Annotated in this window: 20 protein-coding genes and 1 pseudogene; 3 read left to right on the top strand and 18 right to left on the bottom strand. The window is 72.2% G+C overall.

Annotation, left to right across the window (positions count from 1 at the left end; all coding sequences use genetic code 11):
* From whiG to proS, 17 genes and pseudogenes are all read right to left on the bottom strand, one after another.
* Nucleotides 1-837: an RNA polymerase sigma factor WhiG gene (gene whiG, locus OG982_RS22300; RefSeq protein ID WP_266784057.1), complete on the bottom strand. Its 837-nt coding sequence runs from the start codon at nucleotides 835-837 to the stop codon at nucleotides 1-3.
* Between the two features lie 209 nt (nucleotides 838-1,046).
* Entirely contained in the window at nucleotides 1,047-2,198 is a 1,152-nt protein-coding gene (gene dprA / locus OG982_RS22295) for a DNA-processing protein DprA (RefSeq protein WP_266784059.1), read from the bottom strand.
* A 677-nt stretch (nucleotides 2,199-2,875) separates the two neighbouring features.
* Nucleotides 2,876-4,510 (bottom strand): YifB family Mg chelatase-like AAA ATPase, encoded by a 1,635-nt coding sequence (locus OG982_RS22285; protein ID WP_266784061.1) that lies wholly within the window; start codon nucleotides 4,508-4,510, stop codon nucleotides 2,876-2,878.
* Nucleotides 4,510-4,941, bottom strand: a complete 432-nt coding sequence (locus OG982_RS22280; RefSeq protein ID WP_266784063.1) for a YraN family protein — start codon at nucleotides 4,939-4,941, stop codon at nucleotides 4,510-4,512. Before OG982_RS22280 ends, OG982_RS22285 begins: the two co-directional genes overlap by 1 nt.
* A gap of 104 nt (nucleotides 4,942-5,045) precedes the next feature.
* Nucleotides 5,046-5,354, bottom strand: coding sequence for a DUF2469 domain-containing protein (locus OG982_RS22275; RefSeq protein WP_005311352.1), 309 nt, complete (start codon nucleotides 5,352-5,354; stop codon nucleotides 5,046-5,048).
* A gap of 55 nt (nucleotides 5,355-5,409) precedes the next feature.
* A complete protein-coding gene (locus OG982_RS22270) occupies nucleotides 5,410-5,919 on the bottom strand; it encodes an NUDIX hydrolase (protein ID WP_266784064.1) in 510 nt (169 codons plus the stop codon).
* Nucleotides 5,909-6,784, bottom strand: a complete 876-nt coding sequence (gene lepB, locus OG982_RS22265) for a signal peptidase I (RefSeq protein ID WP_266784065.1) — start codon at nucleotides 6,782-6,784, stop codon at nucleotides 5,909-5,911. Before lepB (OG982_RS22265) ends, OG982_RS22270 begins: the two co-directional genes overlap by 11 nt.
* 41 nt (nucleotides 6,785-6,825) lie before the next feature.
* Nucleotides 6,826-7,728 (bottom strand): signal peptidase I, encoded by a 903-nt coding sequence (lepB, locus tag OG982_RS22260; protein ID WP_266784066.1) that lies wholly within the window; start codon nucleotides 7,726-7,728, stop codon nucleotides 6,826-6,828.
* Nucleotides 7,682-8,611, bottom strand: a pseudogene (lepB, locus tag OG982_RS22255) (signal peptidase I); the annotation flags it as partial. The gene lepB (OG982_RS22260) and the pseudogene lepB (OG982_RS22255), both read right to left, overlap by 47 nt.
* Before the next feature lie 313 nt (nucleotides 8,612-8,924).
* Nucleotides 8,925-9,707 (bottom strand): signal peptidase I, encoded by a 783-nt coding sequence (gene lepB, locus OG982_RS22250; RefSeq protein WP_266784068.1) that lies wholly within the window; start codon nucleotides 9,705-9,707, stop codon nucleotides 8,925-8,927.
* A gap of 44 nt (nucleotides 9,708-9,751) precedes the next feature.
* Entirely contained in the window at nucleotides 9,752-10,102 is a 351-nt protein-coding gene (gene rplS, locus OG982_RS22245; RefSeq protein WP_008737520.1) for a 50S ribosomal protein L19, read from the bottom strand.
* Nucleotides 10,103-10,235: 133 nt separating this feature from the next.
* Complete coding sequence (trmD, locus tag OG982_RS22240; protein ID WP_266784070.1) at nucleotides 10,236-11,057, bottom strand: tRNA (guanosine(37)-N1)-methyltransferase TrmD; 822 nt, start codon at nucleotides 11,055-11,057, stop codon at nucleotides 10,236-10,238.
* Complete coding sequence (rimM, locus tag OG982_RS22235) at nucleotides 11,057-11,632, bottom strand: ribosome maturation factor RimM (RefSeq protein WP_266784072.1); 576 nt, start codon at nucleotides 11,630-11,632, stop codon at nucleotides 11,057-11,059. Before rimM ends, trmD begins: the two co-directional genes overlap by 1 nt.
* A gap of 89 nt (nucleotides 11,633-11,721) precedes the next feature.
* Complete coding sequence (locus tag OG982_RS22230) at nucleotides 11,722-11,961, bottom strand: RNA-binding protein (protein ID WP_030011889.1); 240 nt, start codon at nucleotides 11,959-11,961, stop codon at nucleotides 11,722-11,724.
* Nucleotides 11,962-11,963: 2 nt separating this feature from the next.
* Entirely contained in the window at nucleotides 11,964-12,404 is a 441-nt protein-coding gene (gene rpsP / locus OG982_RS22225; protein WP_266784074.1) for a 30S ribosomal protein S16, read from the bottom strand.
* Nucleotides 12,405-12,679: 275 nt separating this feature from the next.
* Nucleotides 12,680-13,279 carry a hypothetical protein gene (locus OG982_RS22220; RefSeq protein WP_136213352.1) on the bottom strand — a complete coding sequence of 200 codons (600 nt, stop codon included), beginning with the start codon at nucleotides 13,277-13,279 and terminating at the stop codon, nucleotides 12,680-12,682.
* A gap of 229 nt (nucleotides 13,280-13,508) precedes the next feature.
* Nucleotides 13,509-14,921 (bottom strand): proline--tRNA ligase, encoded by a 1,413-nt coding sequence (gene proS, locus OG982_RS22215; RefSeq protein ID WP_266784078.1) that lies wholly within the window; start codon nucleotides 14,919-14,921, stop codon nucleotides 13,509-13,511.
* Between the two features lie 131 nt (nucleotides 14,922-15,052).
* Between proS and OG982_RS22210 the strand changes: the two genes are divergently transcribed.
* A complete protein-coding gene (locus OG982_RS22210) occupies nucleotides 15,053-15,727 on the top strand; it encodes a class I SAM-dependent methyltransferase (RefSeq protein ID WP_266949159.1) in 675 nt (224 codons plus the stop codon).
* Nucleotides 15,728-15,731: 4 nt separating this feature from the next.
* Here the strand turns inward: OG982_RS22210 and ftsH are convergent, their stop codons facing one another.
* Nucleotides 15,732-17,657 carry an ATP-dependent zinc metalloprotease FtsH gene (ftsH, locus tag OG982_RS22205; RefSeq protein ID WP_266784082.1) on the bottom strand — a complete coding sequence of 642 codons (1,926 nt, stop codon included), beginning with the start codon at nucleotides 17,655-17,657 and terminating at the stop codon, nucleotides 15,732-15,734.
* Between the two features lie 182 nt (nucleotides 17,658-17,839).
* On the opposite strand from ftsH, the gene OG982_RS22200 reads away from it, so the two are divergent.
* Entirely contained in the window at nucleotides 17,840-18,223 is a 384-nt protein-coding gene (locus OG982_RS22200) for a transcriptional antiterminator (protein ID WP_266784084.1), read from the top strand.
* A gap of 49 nt (nucleotides 18,224-18,272) precedes the next feature.
* The gene (locus OG982_RS22195; protein ID WP_266784086.1) at nucleotides 18,273-18,632 is read left to right on the top strand and encodes a DUF2620 family protein; all 360 of its coding nucleotides are present in this window, start codon (nucleotides 18,273-18,275) and stop codon (nucleotides 18,630-18,632) included.
* Nucleotides 18,633-18,637 lie beyond the last annotated feature (5 nt).

Genomic DNA, 18,637 nt, shown 5'->3' with positions numbered 1-18,637 from the left:
TCATCTGCCGACATCCGCCAGCTTCGCCCGCAGCTGCAGCACCGACTTGGTGTGGATCTGGCTGACCCGGCTCTCGGTGACGCCCAACACGTTGCCGATCTCGGCCAGCGTGAGCCCCTCGTAGTAATAGAGGGTCACCACCGTCTTCTCGCGCTCGGGCAGGGTGTTGATCGCCCGGGCCAGCAGCCGGCGCAGCTCGCGGTCCTCGGCCACCTCCACCGGGTTGTCGGCGGCGGTGTCCTCCAGGGTGTCCATCAGCGACAGGCGGTCTCCGCCCTCGCCGCCGACGTGCAGCAGCTCGTCCAGCGCGACCACGTTGGCGAGGGACAACTGGCTGAAGACGGTGTGGAGTTCCTCGACGGCGATCCCCATCTCGTCGGCGACCTCGCACTCCGTCGGCGTGCGCCGCAGCTGGGCTTCCAGCGTGGCGTAGGCCCGCTCCACGGCCCGCGCCTTCTGGCGGACGGAGCGCGGGATCCAGTCCAGCGCGCGCAGTTCGTCGATCATCGCGCCCCGGATCCGGGTGATCGCGTACGTCTCGAACTTGATGGAGCGGTCGATGTCGAACTTCTCGATGGCGTCGATCAGCCCGAAGACCCCGGAGGAGACGAAGTCGGCCTGCTCCACGTTGGGCGGCAGACCGACGCTGACCCGGCCTGCCACGTACTTCACCAGGGGCGAGTAGTGCAGGATCAGCTGCTGTCGCAGCCGCTCGTCACCCGATTCCTTGTACGAGCGCCAGAGTGCCTCCAGGGACGAGGGCGCGGTGGACCGCACGCTGCCGCGGGCAGCGGGGGGCACCGCAGCGCGGTCAGACCCTGAGGTGTGCTGGGGCATGCTTCGCCTTTGCCGGAGCGGGATTCCTTGGGAGCGTAGCGTGACGGAAGTGTCGCGGTGCGCGAAGAGTACGGGATCGCGCGGGGGTGCAGGGGCGTCCGGACTCGCGCGGACGACCCGGGACCGGCGCCTGGCGCTCGGTCCCGGCGACCGCCACCGGGAAGACCGCGTCTCTCATCGGCTTCACTCTTTCACCGGAACGCCCCAGGTCAACGACCGCCTCGCCGGGGGGTGTCCGTTTGTATGCCTCTTCCAGGTGTCTGCCTGGTCAACTGCCAGCCGTCGCCCTGCCGTTCGACGAACCCCAGAGAGTGAAGTTCGTACAGTCTGCCGATGACTTCATCGGTGCCGGTGGCTGCGGCGAGGGCCACCTCCGCCACGTTCGCGAGGCGGCCGGCCGGGAGGGCTTCGAGGACCCGGACCGTCTCCGGGTCGAGCAGGTCGCGGGCGAGGACGGGCCCACGCCGCTCGGGAGCCAGCTCACCGATGCCGCCGACCAGTTCGATCACCTCGGCGGCGTCGGTGACCAGCGCCGCCTCGCCGCGGAGCAGCTCGTGCACCCCGGCGGAGAGCCCGCTGGTGGCCGGGCCGGGAATGCCCATGGTGAGCCGGCCCAGCCGCTGGGCCCGGCGGGCGGTGACGAGCGAGCCGCTGCGGTGGGCCGCCTCGACCACCACCGTCCCCCGGGTGAGGGCGGCGATGACACGGTTGCGCAGCACGAACCGGCTTGGCGTGGGGTGGCTCCCCGGTGGCAGCTCCCCGACGACGAGCCCCTGGCCGGCGATCCGGCCGAGCAGCCCGGCGTGTCCGCGGGGGTAGGCCACGTCCACCCCGCAGGCGAGCACCGCGACCGTGGCCCCGCCGGAGGCGAGGGCGCCCCGGTGCGCGGCGCCGTCGATCCCGAACGCCGCTCCGGAGACCACCACCCAGCCGCGCTCGGCGAGCCCGGCGGCCAGGGTCTGCGCCATGTGCGCCCCGTACGAGGTGCAGGCCCGCGCGCCGACCACGGCGACGGAGCGCAACGCCCAGGTCCGCAGGTTCGGCCGCCCCCGGACCCACAGCCCGACGGGCCGCGCGTCGCCCAGGTCGTCCAACTGGCTCGGCCACTCCGGCGACCCCGGGCAGATGAACCGCGCGCCCGACGCGGCGGCCGCGGCGAGATCCCGCCGCGGGTCGGCAAGCACGGCCCGCCTCCGGTACCCGGCAAGCCGCTCGGCCCCCACTCCGGTCAACGTCCCGGCCTCAACCTCAGCCCCGGTCAGCAACCGCATCAACCCAACCGCCCCGAACACCCGAAGCCACCGCCCCCCATGCTCCTCCCCGGGCTCCAACACCCGGGTCAACGCAACCCGAGCCAACACCTCGCCCTCGACCTCACGCCCTTGCTCCCCCGACCCACCGCTCGGCCCGGCCCCAGGCCCCACTCCCGTCCACGTCCGCGCCCCGCCCCCAGGCCCGGGTCCCGGCCCCGGCCCCGGCCCCGGCTTCGACGCAGTCCCAGACCCCGCCTCCGGCTCCGACTCCGGCCCGGGCACGGGCTCGTGCCCGGACTCCGGTCCGGGCGCGAAGCCGGACACCAAGCCAGTCCGTGGTCCGGGTACCGGCCCGGGACCGGGTGCCAGTCCAGGCGCGGGCACGGATGCCCGTTTCAACTCCGGCCCCGCCCCGGGCCCAGGCTCGGACGCAGACTCTGCCCCCGGCTCGGGCTCGGACGCACGCCCGGGTCCAGGCTCCGGTGCCGGCTCCCACTCCTCCACCGGCCCAGGGGTCGGGGCGGGCCCAGGCCCGGGCCCCGGCCCGGACTTCGGCGCAGGACCTGGCTCGGGCACAAGGCCCGGCTCTGCTGCGAGCCCGGGCTCATGGCCTGGTGACCGCCCCAACTCCGGCTCTCGAAGCGGGGCGTGCCCCGGTGTTTGGCTCAGGGCCGGATCCCGAGGCGGGACGTGCCCCGGTGGTCGGTCCGGGGTCGGATCCCGGGGCGGGGTGTGCGCCAGGGTTTGCGCGCGCTCGGGCTCCGGTGGGCGCTGGTTGGTGGGGGTCATGATCCGGCTCCCGGAGGGAGGGTGGCACCGCGGGCGATGCCGGTGCGGAGTTCCAGGGCTACGGCCACGTCCGGCGCGTCGGGGCGGTCCCGGCCCCGCAGGTCGGCCACGGTCCAGGCGACCCGTAGGACCCGGTCCAGCCCGCGCGCGGTGAGCAGCCCCCGTTCCAGGTCCCGCTCGGCCTGGGCCAGCGCTCCGGGGCCGGCCGGCCAGCGGGTCCGCAGCTCGTGCCCCGGCACCTCCGCGTTGAGCCGCCACGGGGTGTCCGCGAGCCGCGCCGCGGCCCGGTCCCTGGCTTCGCGGACGCGGTCGGCGACGGTCGCCGTGCTCTCCCCGCGGCCGCCCCGGCCCAGCAGGTCGGACCGGGTGACCGGCTCGACCTCCACCCGCAGGTCCACCCGGTCGAGCAGCGGCCCGGACAGCCTCCCCTGGTAGCGCCGCACGACGGAGGCCGGGCATTCGCAGCCGGCCCCTTGCAGGCTGTGCCTCCCGCACGGGCAGGGGTTCGCCGCGAGCAGCATCAGGAACCTGGCCGGCAGCCGTACCACCCCGGCGGCCCGGGCGATGACGACGTGCCCCGACTCCAGTGGCTGGCGCAGCGCGTCCAGGGCCTTGGTGCTGAACTCGGCGGCCTCGTCGAGGAAGAGCACGCCTCGATGAGCCAGGGAGACCGCCCCCGGCCTGGGCACTCCGGCCCCGCCCCCGACCAGGGACTGCATGGTGGCCGAGTGGTGCGGGGCGCAGTACGGGGGCCTGCCCACCAGCGGTTCGCCGGGCGGAAGGATTCCCGCGACCGAGTGGACGGCCGTGACCTCCAGGGAGTCCTGCCGGGTGAGCGGCGGCAGGATCCACGGGAGCCGCTCGGCCAGCATCGTCTTGCCCGCGCCCGGTGGCCCGCTCAGGAAGAGGTGGTGTCCCCCGGAGGCGGCCACCTCCAGGGCCCGGCGGGCGCCGTACTGTCCGGCGACGTCGGCGAGATCGGGGTGGTCCGGGGCCTCGCCCTCGCCCCCCACGCCCCGGGCGAGTCCGGTGCCGAGTCCGGCGCCGGGCACGACCAGGCCGGCCAGCATCGGATCCGGTCGCCCGGCGGGTTCCGGCGGATCCTCCTCGGGCACCACCCCGTCGGTCAGCACCGCGATCAACTGCCGCAGGCTGCGCACCCCGAGCACGGACACATCGGGGACCAGCGCGGCCTCGGCCGCGCACTGCTCCGGGACCACGACCTGCCGGTACCCGGCCTCGGCCGCCGCGAGGACCGCCGGCAGGATGCCCCGGACGGGACGCACCCGGCCGTCCAGGCCGAGCTCCCCGATCAGTACGAGATCGGCGATCGCTCCGGGGTCGACCACCTCGGCGGCCCCGAGCACCGCCGCGGCCACGGCGAGATCGAAGCCGGCGCCCGACTTGGGCACGGAGGCCGGGCTGAGCCCGACCGTGAGCTTCTTCTGCGGCCAGGTCGCGCCGGAGTTCACCACGGCCGCCCGCACCCGGTCCCGGCTCTCGACCAGGGTCTTGTCCGGCAGCCCCACCAAGGTGAAGGCCGCGACCCCGGGCTCCAGGTCGGCCTGGACCTCCACCACCACGCCGTCGACACCCACGAGGGCGACCGAGCAGGCTCGCGCGAACCCCATCAGGCCACCCCCCTGACGTGTTCCACCACGGGCGCACCGCGCCGGGGCAGCAGGATTCCGACGAGGTCGATGCGCACGCCGCCCGGGGGTGGTCCCCCGTGGTCGGCGAGCCAGCGCCCGGCCAGCCGCCGTAACCGCTCGGCCTTGCCGGGCCGGACGGCGGCCATGGGGTGCTCGAACTCGCCCTCCCTACGGGTCTTCACCTCGCACACGACGAGGGCGTCCCCGTCCCGCGCGACGATGTCGATCTCCCCGCTCCGGCACCGCCAGTTCCGCGCGATGACGGTCATGCCGGCCTCGGTCAGCCTCCGAGCCGCCAGCTCCTCGCCGTACCGCCCCAAGGCCCGCTGCGCCAACGCCTGCCGGGCCGCGCCCTGCTGTGTCGGTCCCTGCCGGGCCGGTCCCTGCTGTGCCACGCCCTTCGCGTTCATCCGGCACCACCTCCGGCACCGACGATCCCGCGTCCCCGCCCACCTTGTGGATCTTGGTGGACAACCAGGCGGTTGTGGACAACCCCGTCACCCCGGCGGGTGAATCAGCTGCCCGGAAGTTCGAGATCGCTCTTGTTGAGCTCCTCGATGTTCACGTCCTTGAAGGTCAGCACCCGCACCTGCTTCACGAACCGGGCCGGCCGGTACATGTCCCAGACCCACGCGTCGGCCATCGAGACCTCGAAAAACACCTCGCCCTGGACCGAGTGCACCTGCATCTCGTAGTCGTTGGTGAGGTAGAAACGGCGTTCGGTCTCGATCACATACTTGAACAGCCCGACGACGTCGCGGTACTCGCGATAGAGCTTCAGCTCCATCTCGGTCTCGTACTTCTCGAGGTCCTCGGCACTCATGGCATGTTCCCCTTCAGCCGTGCGTCCCCCTATTGTGCGCCAGGGCCCCACGCCCCTAAACGATTTCCGGGGCGAGGACCACCGGCACAGCCGGGGGACCGTCGTCGAGCAGCGTCCGGAGCAGTCCGGCGAGTCTGGTCGGGTACACCGTCTCATGGGCCGCGAGAAGTTCTTCGGAGGTCCACCACCTGGCCCCGGTCACGCTGCGCCGCTCCAGCTCGGTGAGCCCGCCGCCCAGCCCCGTCTCGGCCCGGACGGTCCCGGTCCGGGCGAGGAAGTACCACTCGTCCTGCTCCCAGCGCCGCCCGTCGAAGGGGAAGGAGCAGTACCGGTGCCACAGCACCGGCCCCAGCTCCACGTCCGTGATCCCGGTTTCCTCGGCCAGCTCCCGCAGCGCGGCCTCCTCGCGGGTCTCCGCGCCCTCCAGCCCGCCGCCCGGGGTGAACCACCAGCTGTCGGCCGGGTCGTCCGGTTCGAAGCCGTGCAGCAGCAGGATGCGGTCCTCGGGGTCCAGCAGGATCACCCGGGACACCCTGCGGGGGGCCGCAGCCGGGTCAGCTGACACCGGCCGGCTCCCGCCGCCGCGCGCGCCCGCGAACCCGTACGAGCGGCCCGTACGCGGCCCCGAGCACCACCAGGACGGCGCCGGCCAGCACCGCGGCCGCCTGCAGCCTCAGCGGCCCGGGCCGCGAGATGCCGCCGGGCAGCGCCGCGTAGGTCTTCGGCCGGCTCACCATCTTCATCGAGGGCCAGGCCAGGGCGTCGACGCGGGCACTGACCGCGGACCGGGGCACGGTCCCCTTCCCCGCCTCCTGGAGGTGCGCCCGGGAGTCGATCGAGACCGACCGCCGGTCGCCCAGCAGGAAGAGGTTGCCCTCCGGCACGGTCACCTCGAAGGGGGTGTCGGACGCCACGCCCGGCACCGCACCCGTCGCGTCCGGGGCCCCGGGCGCACTCGACGCGCCGCCGGCACCGGTCGCGCCGGTCGTGCCGGTCGTGCCGGCCGTGCCCGAGGACTGGTCGAAGGAGCCCGCCCCGCCCGCCTTGGGCCGCTCGACGTACGGCTCGTCGAGTTCCTTGCCGTTCACCGTGAGCCTGCCGCCCTGGCCGCAGCACTTGACGGTGTCGCCGCCGATGCCGACGACCCGCTTGACCATGGGCGAGTCACTCCACATGGAGTCATTGAAGATGACCACGTCGCCCCGGCGCACCTCGGCGCCGTCGATGCGCTGCGCCAGCACCCGGTCCCCGGGGTTCACCGTCGGCATCATCGAGTCGGTCGGCACCGTGTAGGGCTGGTACGCGACCGCCCCCCAGATGAAACCGCCCAGGAAGAGCGCAAAGCCGATGGCCACGGCGATCCCCGACAGCACATTGCCGAGGCCGCCGCGGCCATCCTTCTGCGCGCGTATCGCTTGTGTTCCGCCCATTGCAGCGCCCCCATACCCGGACCGTCGACCTGGGCGGCACCCTACCCGGCGGTACGGCCCCGGGTCAGCCTCCGCCTGCGCCACATCACGAGCGGCACCACGCCGGTCACTCCGAGTGCGGCCGGGCCGAGCCCGACCGGAGCCAGACCGGCGGCGCCGAGGCCCAGCGCACCCGCCTTCTTCTGGTCGCCGATGCCCGGCTGGTCGAAGGTGTCCGGCACCGGCAGGGTGGACCAGCGGGTGAGCGGCCACGCGACGACGACGGCCCGGCCGACGACCTTGTCGACCGGCACGAAGCCCTGGTTCTTGTCCTGCATGTGGTAGCGGGAGTCCTGGGAGTTCTGGCGGTGGTCGCCCATCACCCAGATCTTGCCCTTGGGCACCGTGATCGGCCCGAACGGGGCGTCGTCGCAAGGGGTGTTGCCGGGGTAGATGTACGGCTCGTCCAGCTCCTTGCCGTTGACGACGACCGGTCCCCCCTTCTTGCACTCGACCGTGTCCCCGCCGATGGCGATGGTCCGCTTGATCAGGTCCTTCTCGTCGGCCGACGGCATCAGGCCGATCTTGCTGAGGATCTGCTGCGCGAAGTTGGGCTGCGGGGTGGGCTCCCCGTCCAGCCAGCCGGCCGGGTCGTGGAAGACGACGACCTCGCCGCGCTCCGGCTCAGATCCGAACCACGGGGTCAGCTTGTCGACCAGGACCCGGTCGCCCTTCTGCAGGGTGTCCTGCATCGACTCCGAGGGGATCGAGAACGCCTGGACCAGGAACGTCTTGATCAGCAGGGCCAGCAGCAGTGCGATACCGATGAGGAGCGGGAGCTCCTTCCAGAAGGAACGGTGCGGACGTGCCTCGTCCTCGCCCTCCTGCTCCTCGGCGTCGCGCTCGACGGCATCGTCCGGCCGCTCCTCGCCTTCGTCGCGTCCGGATCGTGCGCCTACCGCCACATCCCCCACATCCACTCCTTCATTTGGAAAATCGCCGCCCGGTCCGGATCGGACACGGGCCCTCCCCTCCCTTAACGAGCGGGAGTTCCCTAGGGCTCGGGAGACCGAGGACACACTATGCGAACCGTGCGCTCCTACGGCGCCTGCCAGGGCCGCGCCGTCCGGTCCGTGCCTGATCCGGCACCATGCGGAAGGTGGCCGGCGTCTCCAGCTTGGCCCAGTGCCCGAACGGCCAGGCGATCACCACCGCCTCCCCGACCACTCCCTGCTCGTCGATGGTGCCTTCGAAGGCCTCGTCGAGGTGGTAGCGGGAATCGGCCGAATTGGCACGGTGATCACCCATCACGAACAGCCGCCCCTTCGGCACCGTCACCTCGAAGCGGATGTCCGAGGGGGTGTTGCCGGGGTTCACGTACGGCTCTTCGAGCGGCGACCCGTTGACGGTGACCCGGCCGCGCGCGTCGCAGCACTTGACGGTGTCCCCGCCGACGCCGATGACCCGCTTGATCAGATCCTGCTCGTCGGCGGAGGGCAGCAGTCCGATGAAGGTCAGGGTCTGCTTGATCTGCTTGATCCCGACCGGGTCGGGGGCCGGCCGGGCGGCCTCGCCCTTGAGCCAGCCGCCGGGGTCCTTGAACACGACGACGTCGCCCCGCTCGACCTTGGAGCCGAACCACGGGGTCAGCTTGTCCACGAGTACCCGGTCGCCGATCCGGATCGTCTGCTCCATCGAACCGGAGGGGATGAAGAAGGCCTGCACCAGGAAGGTCTTGAGGACCAGGGCAATGCACAGCGCCACGACGACCAGCAGCGGGAGTTCGCCCGCCCGGCGGGTGCGGCGGCGCCGCTTGACCCGGCGTGCCAGCCGGCGCCGCTCGGCGCGGCCGCCCTCCGCCACCGGAGGTTCCTGCTTGGCCCCGCGCCGCGGCCGGGGCTCACGCTCGGGCTCCGGCCGGTACTCCGGCTCCGGGCTGAACTCCGCCTCCGGCCGGTACTCCGGCTCCGGCGCAGGCCGGTACTCCGGCTCCCGCTCAGGCCGGTACTCCGGCTCCGGCGCGGGCTCCGGCCGAGGCGCGGGCCCGCCCGGAGTCTCGGGGGCGCGCCAGAACTCGGGCGCGCGCCGGGGTTCGGGCCGAGCCGCGGGCCCAGGCTCGGGCCGGGGCTCCGGCTCCCGCCCGCCCCTGGGCCGGCCCCGGCTACCCATGACCGCCACCGACGGTCGCTCCGGAACCGGAACCGGAGCCCGCACCCGAACCCGAACCCGAACCCACCGTGCCCCAGCGCGACACCGGCCAGCCGATCCAGTCGGCCCGCCCGATCACCTTCTCCACCGGCACCATCCCCCCGCCAGGAGAGCCCAAGTGGTCCCTGGAGTCCCGCGAGTGGGAACGGTGATCACCCATGACCCAGAGGGTCCCCAGCGGCACCACGATCCGGAAGGGGGCCTTCGAGGGAACGTCACCGGGGTACAGGTACGGCTCGTCGAGCGGAACCCCGTTGACCTTGATCCGCCCGTCGGCGTCACAGCACACCACGTCATCGCCTCCCACGCCCACGACCCGCTTCACGAAGTCGGTGTCGGAGGGTTCCGCGAGCCCGAGCGCCGAGCCGGCGCCCTGCAGGGCCTCACCGACCGGGTTGTCTCCGGCCCCCGCGTGCTCCTGTACGAAGGAGCCCGTGCCGTCGAAGACGACCACGTCCCCGCGCTTCGGCTGGTCGCCGAAACGGTACGCCATCTTGTTCACCAGGACCCGGTCCCCGACCCCCAGCGTCGGCTCCATCGAGCTGCTCGGGATCAGGAAGGGCTGTACGACGAAGTTGCTGAGCAGCAGCAGGAAGACGGTGCAGACCACACCGAGCACTCCGGCCCGCCGCCAGGTCAGCACGCGCGTCCTCCCGGAGAACGCAGAACGCGGCCCCTCCTCCCCCTGCTCGGGAGAGGAGTGGCCGCGTCGTGTGAGCTCTGCTTCGGTGTCCATCGGGGGCGAGCCTATCCGGCCACCCCCTGGACCCGGAGAGGAGATCAGCGGTCGCGCTTCTCCTTGATCTTCGCGGCCTTGCCGCGGAGCTCACGGAGGAAGTACAGCTTGGCGCGACGCACGTCACCGCGGGTGACGAGCTCGATCTTCTCGAAGATCGGGGAGTTCACCGGGAAGGTGCGCTCCACGCCGACGCTGAAGGAGACCTTGCGAACGGTGAAGGTCTCGGAGACGCCAGAGCCCTGGCGACGGATGACAACGCCCTTGAACTGCTGGATACGGGAGCGGTTGCCCTCGATGACGCGGACGTGCACGTTGATCGTGTCACCCGGGCGGAAGGCCGGGACGTCGGAGCGGATCGAGGCGGCGTTGACGCCATCGAGCAGGTGAGACATGTTGTTCGTCTGCTTTCTTCGCACGACGCCACAGGTCGCCGGTGCGGGTTTCCGGAGAGAATTCGGGAGCCGGGTCACTCGGCGGGCGACGGTCCCCCTGTGGCAGGGGCGCACGCGAGCACACAGCAGCCGCCTATTCTTCCACGCTCTGCGGCCTGCGCCAAAATCGGCCGTCGGACGTGGGCGTCCAGCCGAGCAGGCTCAGGATCTCGCGGTCCTTCTTGTCGAAGGCGGAGGCCTCGCACCGCTCGATCAGGTCGGGGCGGTTGCGCGCCGTCCGGCGGAAGGCCTCGTCCCGGCGCCAGCGCGCGATCTTCCCGTGGTGCCCGCTGAGCAGCACGTCCGGGATGCCGCGCCCGCGCCACTGCGGGGGCTTGGTGAAGACGGGCCCCTCCAGCAGGTTCGCCATCTCGCCGGGCGCGAAGGAGTCGTCCCGGTGCGATTCGGCGTTGCCGAGGACGCCGGGCAGCAGGCGGGCCACGGCCTCGGTGACGACCAGGACGGCCGCCTCGCCGCCGGCCAGGACGTAATCGCCGATGGAGACCTCGTACACCGGCATCCGCGTCGCGTACTCGTCCATGACGCGGCGGTCGATGCCCTCGTAGCGGGCCGGCGTGAAGATCAGCCAGGGCCGTTCGGAGAGCTCGACGGCGAGTTCCTGGGTGAACGGGCGGCCGCTGGGCGTGGGGACGACCATGACCGGCCCGTGCGCGCCGGCCTCGTAGCCGTCGGCGAGCGCCGCGTCGAGGGCCTCGCCCCACGGCTCGGTCTTCATGACCATGCCGGGGCCGCCGCCGTACGGGGTGTCGTCGACGGTGTTGTGCCGGTCGTACGTCCATTCCCGCAGGTCGTGGACGTGTACGTCGAGCTGGCCGCGGGCCCTCGCCTTGCCGACGAGGGAGACGTTCAGCGGCTCCAGGTACTCGGGGAAGATCGTGACGACGTCGAGCCGCATCAGGCTTCTTCCTCGGCCCCGGCCTCGGCCTCGGCCCCGTCGTCACGCGTGGACACGACCTCCGCGCGGTCGTCGATCAGCCCGGGCGGCGGGGTGATGACGCAGCGCTGCTCCTCCAGGTCGATCTCGGCGACGATCTCCTCGACGAAGGGGATCATCACCTCGGTGCCGTCCGGCCGCTCGACGATGAAGAGGTCCTGCGAGGGGAGGTGGGAGATCTCGGTGATCCGGCCGATCTCGGTGCCGTCCTCCAGTACCACGTCCAGGTCCATCAGCTGGTGGTCGTAGTACTCGTCCTCCTCCTCCGGCAGCTCGGTGGGGTCCACCTCGGCGATCAGCAGGATGTTGCGCAGCGCCTCGGCGCCCGTGCGGTCCTTGACGCCCTCGAAGCGGAGCAGCAGCCTTCCGCTGTGCACCCGGCCCGTCTCGATGGTCAGCGGACCCGCCGACGCCGGTTCGGTCAGGAGCACGGCACCGGGCCCGAGCCGCAGCTCCGGCTCGTCGGTCCGCACCTCGACGGTGACCTCACCCTTGATCCCGTGGGCGCGGCCGATCCGCGCGACTACCAGCTCCACTGTGTGTTTCTCCTGTTCAGACGACGACGGGCCGGGGTGGGCACGAATGCCCTCCCCGGCCCGTGCCGGTGATTCAAATGAACCAAGTCTCAGCGGACCTGGTCCACGTCGACGAGGTCGACGCGGATCCCCCGGCCGCCGATGGCGCCCACGACGGTACGCAGTGCACGTGCGGTGCGGCCGTTGCGACCGATCACCTTACCGAGGTCGTCCGGGTGAACCCGGACCTCGAGCACCTGTCCGCGGCGCAGGTTGCGCGAGGCGACCTGCACTTCGTCGGGGTTGTCCACAATGCCCTTCACGAGGTGCTCAAGAGCCTCCTCGAGCATGCTCAGGCCTCGGTCGACTCGGCGGCGGCCTCAGCCTCGTCCGCCTTCTTGTCGGCCTTCTTCGCCTTCTGCGTGATGGCCTCGCCCTTGGTCTCGCCGATGCCCTCGAGGGCCTTGGCGAACTCGTCGAAGGAGCGACGCTTGCTCTCCTTCGTCGCCGGCTGCAGCAGCGGCGCGGGGGCGGGGAGACCCTTGTGGGCCTGCCAGTCACCGGTCAGCTTCAGGATGGCGAGCACAGCCTCGGTGGGCTGGGCGCCGACGGACAGCCAGTACTGCGCACGCTCGGCGTTGACCTCGATGCGCGACGGGTTGTAGGTCGGGTGGTAGATACCGATCTCCTCGATCGCGCGACCATCCCGGCGGGTGCGGGCGTCGGCGACGACGATGCGGTAGTGCGGCTGGCGAATCTTGCCGAGGCGCTTGAGCTTGATCTTGACTGCCACTGGAGTGGTGTCTCCTGAACTTGACGTGGTTGGGCACATGAGATGCCACGTGGGGTTGCGGTACTCGGGTGCCCGATGGACGCGTCAGCCGGAGGAGAGAGGGGTCCTATGCGACTGTCGAGTACAGCTAGCCATTGTGCCACATGCCTGTGGCGCTTCTCGCGGGGGAGCGGCGATCAGCGCCCGCGGGCGCGCGGGAGCACGCCAAGCACACCGGAGCACACCTGGCCTGCCCACCCGTCCGTCGCGCCCTGACCCCGCCCCGGGGGCCGGGTTCAGGAGGCGGCGGCCGAGACGGCCACCTCGGGGATGCGGAACGGCTTCATGCAGCCGCCGCACACGATCGGCGCCTGGGCCAGCACGGAAGGCACGACCCGTACGTTGCGCCCGCAGTCGCAGACCGCCTTGACCCGCACCCCGCCGCCGGACGAGCCGTGCCGCGCGGCCGGGCCGCGGAAGCTGCGCTTGGTGTCGGCGGCGGTGGCCACCGTATGGGCCTTGAGGGCGCGCTGGAGCCGCTCCATCGTCGGGCGGTAGCGCTTCTTCGCCTCGGGACTGAGCGAGACCAGCGAGAAGCCGCTGCTGGCGTGCGGCTCTTCCGAGTGGTCCAGCCCCATCTCCTCGGCGATCGCGAGGAATCTGCGGTTGTGGTAGCGGCCGGCGCGCGAGGTGTCTCGGACTCCGCGGGCGGCGGCGATGCCGTGGACTGCCTCGTGCAGCAGTCGCTCGAAGGAGAGCTCGGCGCCACAGGCGGACGAGGACTCTCCGATCAGGGACTCGGGCGCGGCAAGGTCAGGCAGCTCGGGGTGGTACCGCTGAATGTCGGCCCACGCCTGCGCCAGCTCTGCGGCGAGAACAGGTGGTGTCGTGCTCACGTCGTGACAACGAGCCGGAGTGCCCAGGTGTTCCGATTCCGGGCCATTCCAAATTTTTTGCACGTACCAGTCAGTTCAGTCTCATGTGTCCTGACGAGGACGGGTGCGCCGATCTCAGGAGGAGTCGGTACGTAACGTCGACCAAACCGACCGACACGGCGCACGCCCCGGCGCGCGGCGCGGGCCGCACGCCGGGGCGTGGAAGACAAGCGGTGCCGGCGGGTGCCGACTAGTACGAGCGCGCGACGATGGCGAGCGTACCGGGGGCGTCGTCCGCCTCCGGAACCGACCCGTCCGCGGCGATCAGGCAGCGTACGGAGACGGCCTGCTCGGCCAGCTTGGCCTCGCCCTCGGGACCGAGGTCGGCCCACGGGATCCGCGCCCAGCCACCGGCGATGGCGGCCTCGGCGGCCTCCTCGATGGTGGAGACGTCGGAGGTACGGGACTCACGGCGCTCGCGGGACTCACGCAGCAGCTGCGCCTGGTCCTCGTCGAGCACCTTGGGCAGCAGGTCGAGCAGCGCGGAGATCTGCACCGCCTCCTTGCCGCCCGGGATCCGGCGGGCCAGCATCGCGGTGCCGTTCTCCAGGTCGCGCGGGCCGATCTCGATGCGCACCGGTACGCCCTTGAGCTCCCAGTCCACGGCGCGGCGGCCGAACGGGGTGTCGACGCGGTCGTCGACGTGCACGCGCAGGCCGGCGGCCTTCAGCTGGGCGCCCAGCTCGCGGACCTTGGCCACGGCCTCGTCGCCCTTGATCGCCATGACGACGACCTGGACGTGCGCGAGCCGCGGCGGGACGCGCAGGCCGTTGTCGTCGCCGTGGGACATGATCAGGCCGCCGACCATGCGGGTCGAGACGCCCCACGAGGTCTGCCAGACGAGCTCCTGCTTGCCTTCCTTCGACAGGTACTGTGTGTTGAAGGCCTTGGCGAAGTTGGTGCCGAGCTCGTGGCTCGTGCCCAGCTGGAGGGCCTTGCCGTCGCCCATCATGCCCTCGAGGGTGAGGGTGTTGATGGCGCCGGCGAAGCGCTCCTTGGCGGTCTTGCGGCCGAGCACGACGTCGATGCCGAGCACGTTCGTCATGAAGTCGCCGTACACGTCCGTGTGGATGCGGGCGGCGTAGTCGCGGGCGTCCTCGTACGTGGCGTGGGCCGTGTGGCCCTCCTGCCACAGGAACTCGCTCGTACGGAGGAAGACGCGCGGGCGCATCTCCCAGCGGACCACGTTGGCCCACTGGTTGATCAGCAGCGGCAGGTCCCGGTAGCTCTGGACCCACTTGGAGAAGTAGTCGTTGATGATCGTCTCGGAGGTGGGCCGGACGACGACGGGCTCTTCGAGCTCCTTGCCGCCGCCGTGCGTGACGACCGCGAGCTCGGGGGCGAAGCCCTCGACGTGCTCGGCTTCCTTCGTCAGGTACGACTGCGGGATGAACAGCGGGAAGTACGCGTTCTGGGCGCCCGCGTCCTTGATGCGCGCGTCCATCTCCTGCTGCATCCGCTCCCACAGCCCGTAGCCGTACGGTCGGATGACCATGGTGCCGCGTACCGGACCGTTGTCGGCCAGCTCGGCCTTGTTGATCAGATCCTGGTACCAGCGGGGGAAATCCTCCGCCTGGGGGGTGAGAACGGGTGCCTTTGCCATGGCGCGAATGGTACGGCGCCCGGCGCACCGAGCGTGAATCGGGTGGCGCACTCCTCTGGACGCGGGGGCGAATGGGGAGTTCCCTGGCAACGGGGGCAAGGGGGCGACAAGGAATCAGGAGCGCTCTTTCGATGACACCGACGCCGACGGCGACGCTCGTCGCCCGGGACTGGGCGGAGATCCAGGAACGGATGCTGGTACCGCTGTACGAAGCGGTCTACGACCGGCTGGAGGTCGGGCCGGGCGACCGGCTGCTGGGCCTCGAATGCGGGGCCGGGCTGCCCCTCCTGCTGGCCGCGGGGCGGGGAGCCCTGGCCACGGGTGTGGAGGCCGATCCGGCCCGCAGGGCGCTGGCCCGCGAGCGGCTGCTGGAGGTGATGGCGGCTCCCCCCGCGCCCCGGGTCCCGTACGACGTGCTGCTGGCCTTCTCGCCGCGCCCGGCCGAGCTGGCCCGGGCCCTGCCGGCGGTCCGGCGGGGCGGGGCGGTGGTGCTGGCCGACTGGGGCCCGGCGGAGCGGTGCACGGTGCCTCAGGTACTGGGCGGCGGGCCGGTGGCGCGGGACCTGGACGCGGTGGTGGCGTCGGCGGGGTTGGTGCCGGACGGGTCGGGGCGGGTGTTCTGCCCGTTCGGGTACGCGGACGTGGACAGCGCGGTGCGGGGGCTGCTGTCGACGGGCCTCTACCGGTGCGCCGATCCCGCGCTCGCGGAGAAGGAGCTGGCCGAGGCGCTTCACCCGTACGAGCGCGGCGACGGCGCCGTGTGGCTGCCGAACATCTTTCGGTACGTGATCGCCCGGGTGGCGTGACGGGCTAGGAGTCGGCGTTCTTGGTCAGGCGCGGGATCCCGGCGGCGGCGTAGGCGGCCGGTTCGTCCAGGGTCTCGTTGGCCAGGAGCGCCTGCGCCAGGGCGTCCAGCTTCGGGCGGTGCTCGCCCAGCAGCCGGACGGCCTCCTGGTAGCACTCGTCGACGATGCGCCGCATCTCGTGGTCGACGACGTCGAGGGTTGCGGGGGCGGCGGAGAGCCCGTACGGACTCTGGGCGTCCGCCGGGATCGCGGTCAGCCGGCCTACGCGCTCGCTCATGCCCCAGCGGCCGACCATGCCGCGCACGAGGTTGGTGACCTGTTCGAGGTCGTTCTCCGCGCCCGTGGTGATGACGTCGAAGACGATCTGCTCGGCCGCCATGCCGCCCAGGGCGCCGATGATGCGGCCGCGGAGGTAGTCCTCGGTGTACGCGTACCGGTCCGCGTCCGGCGTCGAGAGGGTGACGCCGAGCGCCCGGCCCCGCGGGACGATCGTGATCTTGCGGACCGGGTCGGCGCCCGGCTGGAGCATGCCCAGCAGCGCGTGGCCGCTCTCGTGGTACGCGGTGCGGCGGCGCTCCTCCTCCGGCATGACGAGCGAACGCGCCGCGCCCAGCTGGACCTTCTCCAGGGCGTCCATGAAGTCCGCCTGGGTGACCCGGTCCTGCGTGCGCTTCACGGCGAGGAGGGCGGCCTCGTTGGCGAGGTTCGCCAGGTCGGCGCCGGTCATGCCGGGGGTGGTGCGGGCCACCTGGTCGAGGTCGACGTCGGGTCCCCGCGGGATGTCACGGGTGTGGATCCGCAGGATGGCCTCGCGGCCGGGCCGGTCCGGCGGGGAGACCGACACCGTGCGGTCGAAGCGGCCGGGGCGGGTGAGCGCCGGGTCCAGGACGTCGGGCCGGTTGGTGGCGGCCAGGACGACCACGCCCTCCGAGCCGGAGAAGCCGTCCATCTCGGTGAGGATCTGGTTGAGGGTCTGTTCGCGCTCGTCGTGGCCGCCCATGGCGGCGCCGCCGCCGCGGGCCCGGCCGATGGTGTCGATCTCGTCGATGAAGACGATCGAGGGGGCCACCTTGCGCGCCTCGGAGAAGAGCTCGCGGACCCGGGAGGCGCCCACGCCGACGATCATCTCGATGAACTCGGAGGCGGAGGCGGAGAAGAACGGCACCCCGGCCTCGCCTGCGACCGCGCGGGCCAGGAGGGTCTTGCCGGTGCCGGGCGGTCCGGCCAGCAGGACTCCGCCGGGCATCCGGGCCCCCATCTTCCGGTACTGCTGCGGGTTCCTGAGGAAGTCCACGACGTCGTTGAGCTCGCCCTTGACCTCGTCGATTCCGGCCACGTCCTCGAAGGTGGTGCGCCGGCCGCCCTCCAGCTCGACGGGCTTGGGCGGCGCCTTGCGGCCCAGCCCTCCCATGCCGCCCATGCCGCCCATGCGCCGGGCGATCAGGACCCACAGGAGGACCAGCACGAGGATCGGGGCCAGCGAGAGCAGCAGGTTGGCCAGGAAGCTGCGCTGGACGACGACGGGTGAGGCCGTCACCGTGACGTCGTGCTTGCTGAGGTTGGCCCACAGCTGGTCGTCGGCGAAGGCCGGGCGCTGGGTGACGAACTTCGTGTAGTCGCCCTTGTCGCCGTCCGGGAGGGGCTGCTTGGCCTTCAGCTGGCCCTGGATGGCGTCGCCCTTGGAGTAGATCTTCGAGACGTTGCCGTCGGCCACCTGCTTGCTGAACTCCGTGTACGAGATGACCGGCTCGTCGCCCTCGTTGAAGAAGGACAGGACGAGGTTGGTCACCAGGTAGACGATCAGGGCGGCGAGGACCAGCCACCGCCAGCCGGGCATCCGCTTCTTCGGCGGCGGGCTGGGCGGAGCGCCTTCCGAGCGCCAGGGCGTGTCGGCCCGTTCGCGCGGGGGCACGGGGGTAGGGGTGGGCACGGGGCCTCCTTCTGCCGTCCTCCCGGCCGACGATAAGGGATGTAACGGGGCATCGCGCCCGCAGGGTTTCCGTCCTCGGACGCGGCCGACCGGGTGAGTCCGGGTGCCGCGGGGCGGGTCCGCGCCGGGTCGCCGGGGCGTCGGGGCCGGCGTCGGGGCGCGGATCCACCATCCTGGCCCCCGTGGACGATCAGCTCGCACTCCGCATCCGGCTCTTCCGGGACAGCGGCCGGGTCCGCCCCGAGGTCGCCGCGTTCGTCACCGCCGAGCTCGGCGCGCTCGCGGCCGAGGGCCGGATCGTGACCGAGGCCACGGCGGGGATGCTGACGAGCCATCTGCTGCTGGCCCTGACCCGGGTGCTGGACGGCGAGCCGGTCGACCCCCGCGACGCCGACGAGCGGGTGAGCGCCGAGCTGGCCGGGCACCCCGAGGCGGTCGAGCGGGCCCGGGCCATCTCCGGGCGCGCGGCGGGCTCCCTCGGGGCACCGCTCCCCGCCGCCGAGGTCACCTTCCTGGGCCTGCACCTGGCCGCGCTCGCCGTCCGGCCCGCCGGCCCCGTCGCGTAGAGCGTCGTGTCGTAGAGCGTCGTAGAGAGCACGAAGAAGGAGTACGACCATGGCGAAGATCCTCACGGGTGGCGTCGGCAAGGCCGAGGTGGCCACCGCCGTCACCGGCCTCGGCATCGACGGCATCGAGATCGCCGTCTCCAACGACATGGACGCGGCCGCGGCGCTCCGCGCGGGCCGGGCCGACTACTTCCTCGGGACCTGCCACACCGGCGCCGGCGCCTCCCTCGGTGTCCTGGTCGGCCTGCTGGGCCAGGCCGACTGCCACACCTTCGGCCGCTCGGTCCCCACCGAGGCCGACGTCACGGCCCTGCTGGCGGACGGCAAGCGGGTCTTCGGCTTCGCCCTCGACCGGATCGAGACCGTCGCCCCGCTGATGGCCCGCGCCATCGCCGCCCGGGCCGTCTGACCCCG

The sequence above is a fragment of the Streptomyces sp. NBC_01551 genome, assembly GCF_026339935.1.
Lineage (GTDB): Bacteria > Actinomycetota > Actinomycetes > Streptomycetales > Streptomycetaceae > Streptomyces.
The sequence above is the reverse complement of the archived record's forward strand: the minus strand, read 5'-3'. Positions and strand labels throughout refer to the sequence as shown.

Bases quoted from the DNA above. Each gene is read 5' to 3' on its own strand.
- OG982_RS22195 (WP_266784086.1), top strand. From the start codon at position 18,273: ATGGCGAAGATCCTCACGGGTGGCGTCGGCAAGGCCGAGGTGGCCACC.
- OG982_RS22275 (WP_005311352.1), bottom strand. From the start codon at position 5,354: ATGAGTGCCGAGGACCTCGAGAAGTACGAGACCGAGATGGAGCTGAAG.
- whiG (WP_266784057.1), bottom strand. From the start codon at position 837: ATGCCCCAGCACACCTCAGGGTCTGACCGCGCTGCGGTGCCCCCCGCT.
- proS (WP_266784078.1), bottom strand. From the start codon at position 14,921: ATGGCAAAGGCACCCGTTCTCACCCCCCAGGCGGAGGATTTCCCCCGC.
- trmD (WP_266784070.1), bottom strand. From the start codon at position 11,057: ATGCGGCTCGACGTCGTCACGATCTTCCCCGAGTACCTGGAGCCGCTG.
- rplS (WP_008737520.1), bottom strand. From the start codon at position 10,102: ATGTCTCACCTGCTCGATGGCGTCAACGCCGCCTCGATCCGCTCCGAC.
- lepB (WP_266784068.1), bottom strand. From the start codon at position 9,707: ATGGACACCGAAGCAGAGCTCACACGACGCGGCCACTCCTCTCCCGAG.
- OG982_RS22210 (WP_266949159.1), top strand. From the start codon at position 15,053: ATGACACCGACGCCGACGGCGACGCTCGTCGCCCGGGACTGGGCGGAG.
- lepB (WP_266784065.1), bottom strand. From the start codon at position 6,784: ATGGGCGGAACACAAGCGATACGCGCGCAGAAGGATGGCCGCGGCGGC.
- OG982_RS22230 (WP_030011889.1), bottom strand. From the start codon at position 11,961: ATGCTCGAGGAGGCTCTTGAGCACCTCGTGAAGGGCATTGTGGACAAC.
- OG982_RS22280 (WP_266784063.1), bottom strand. From the start codon at position 4,941: ATGAACGCGAAGGGCGTGGCACAGCAGGGACCGGCCCGGCAGGGACCG.
- OG982_RS22285 (WP_266784061.1), bottom strand. From the start codon at position 4,510: ATGGGGTTCGCGCGAGCCTGCTCGGTCGCCCTCGTGGGTGTCGACGGC.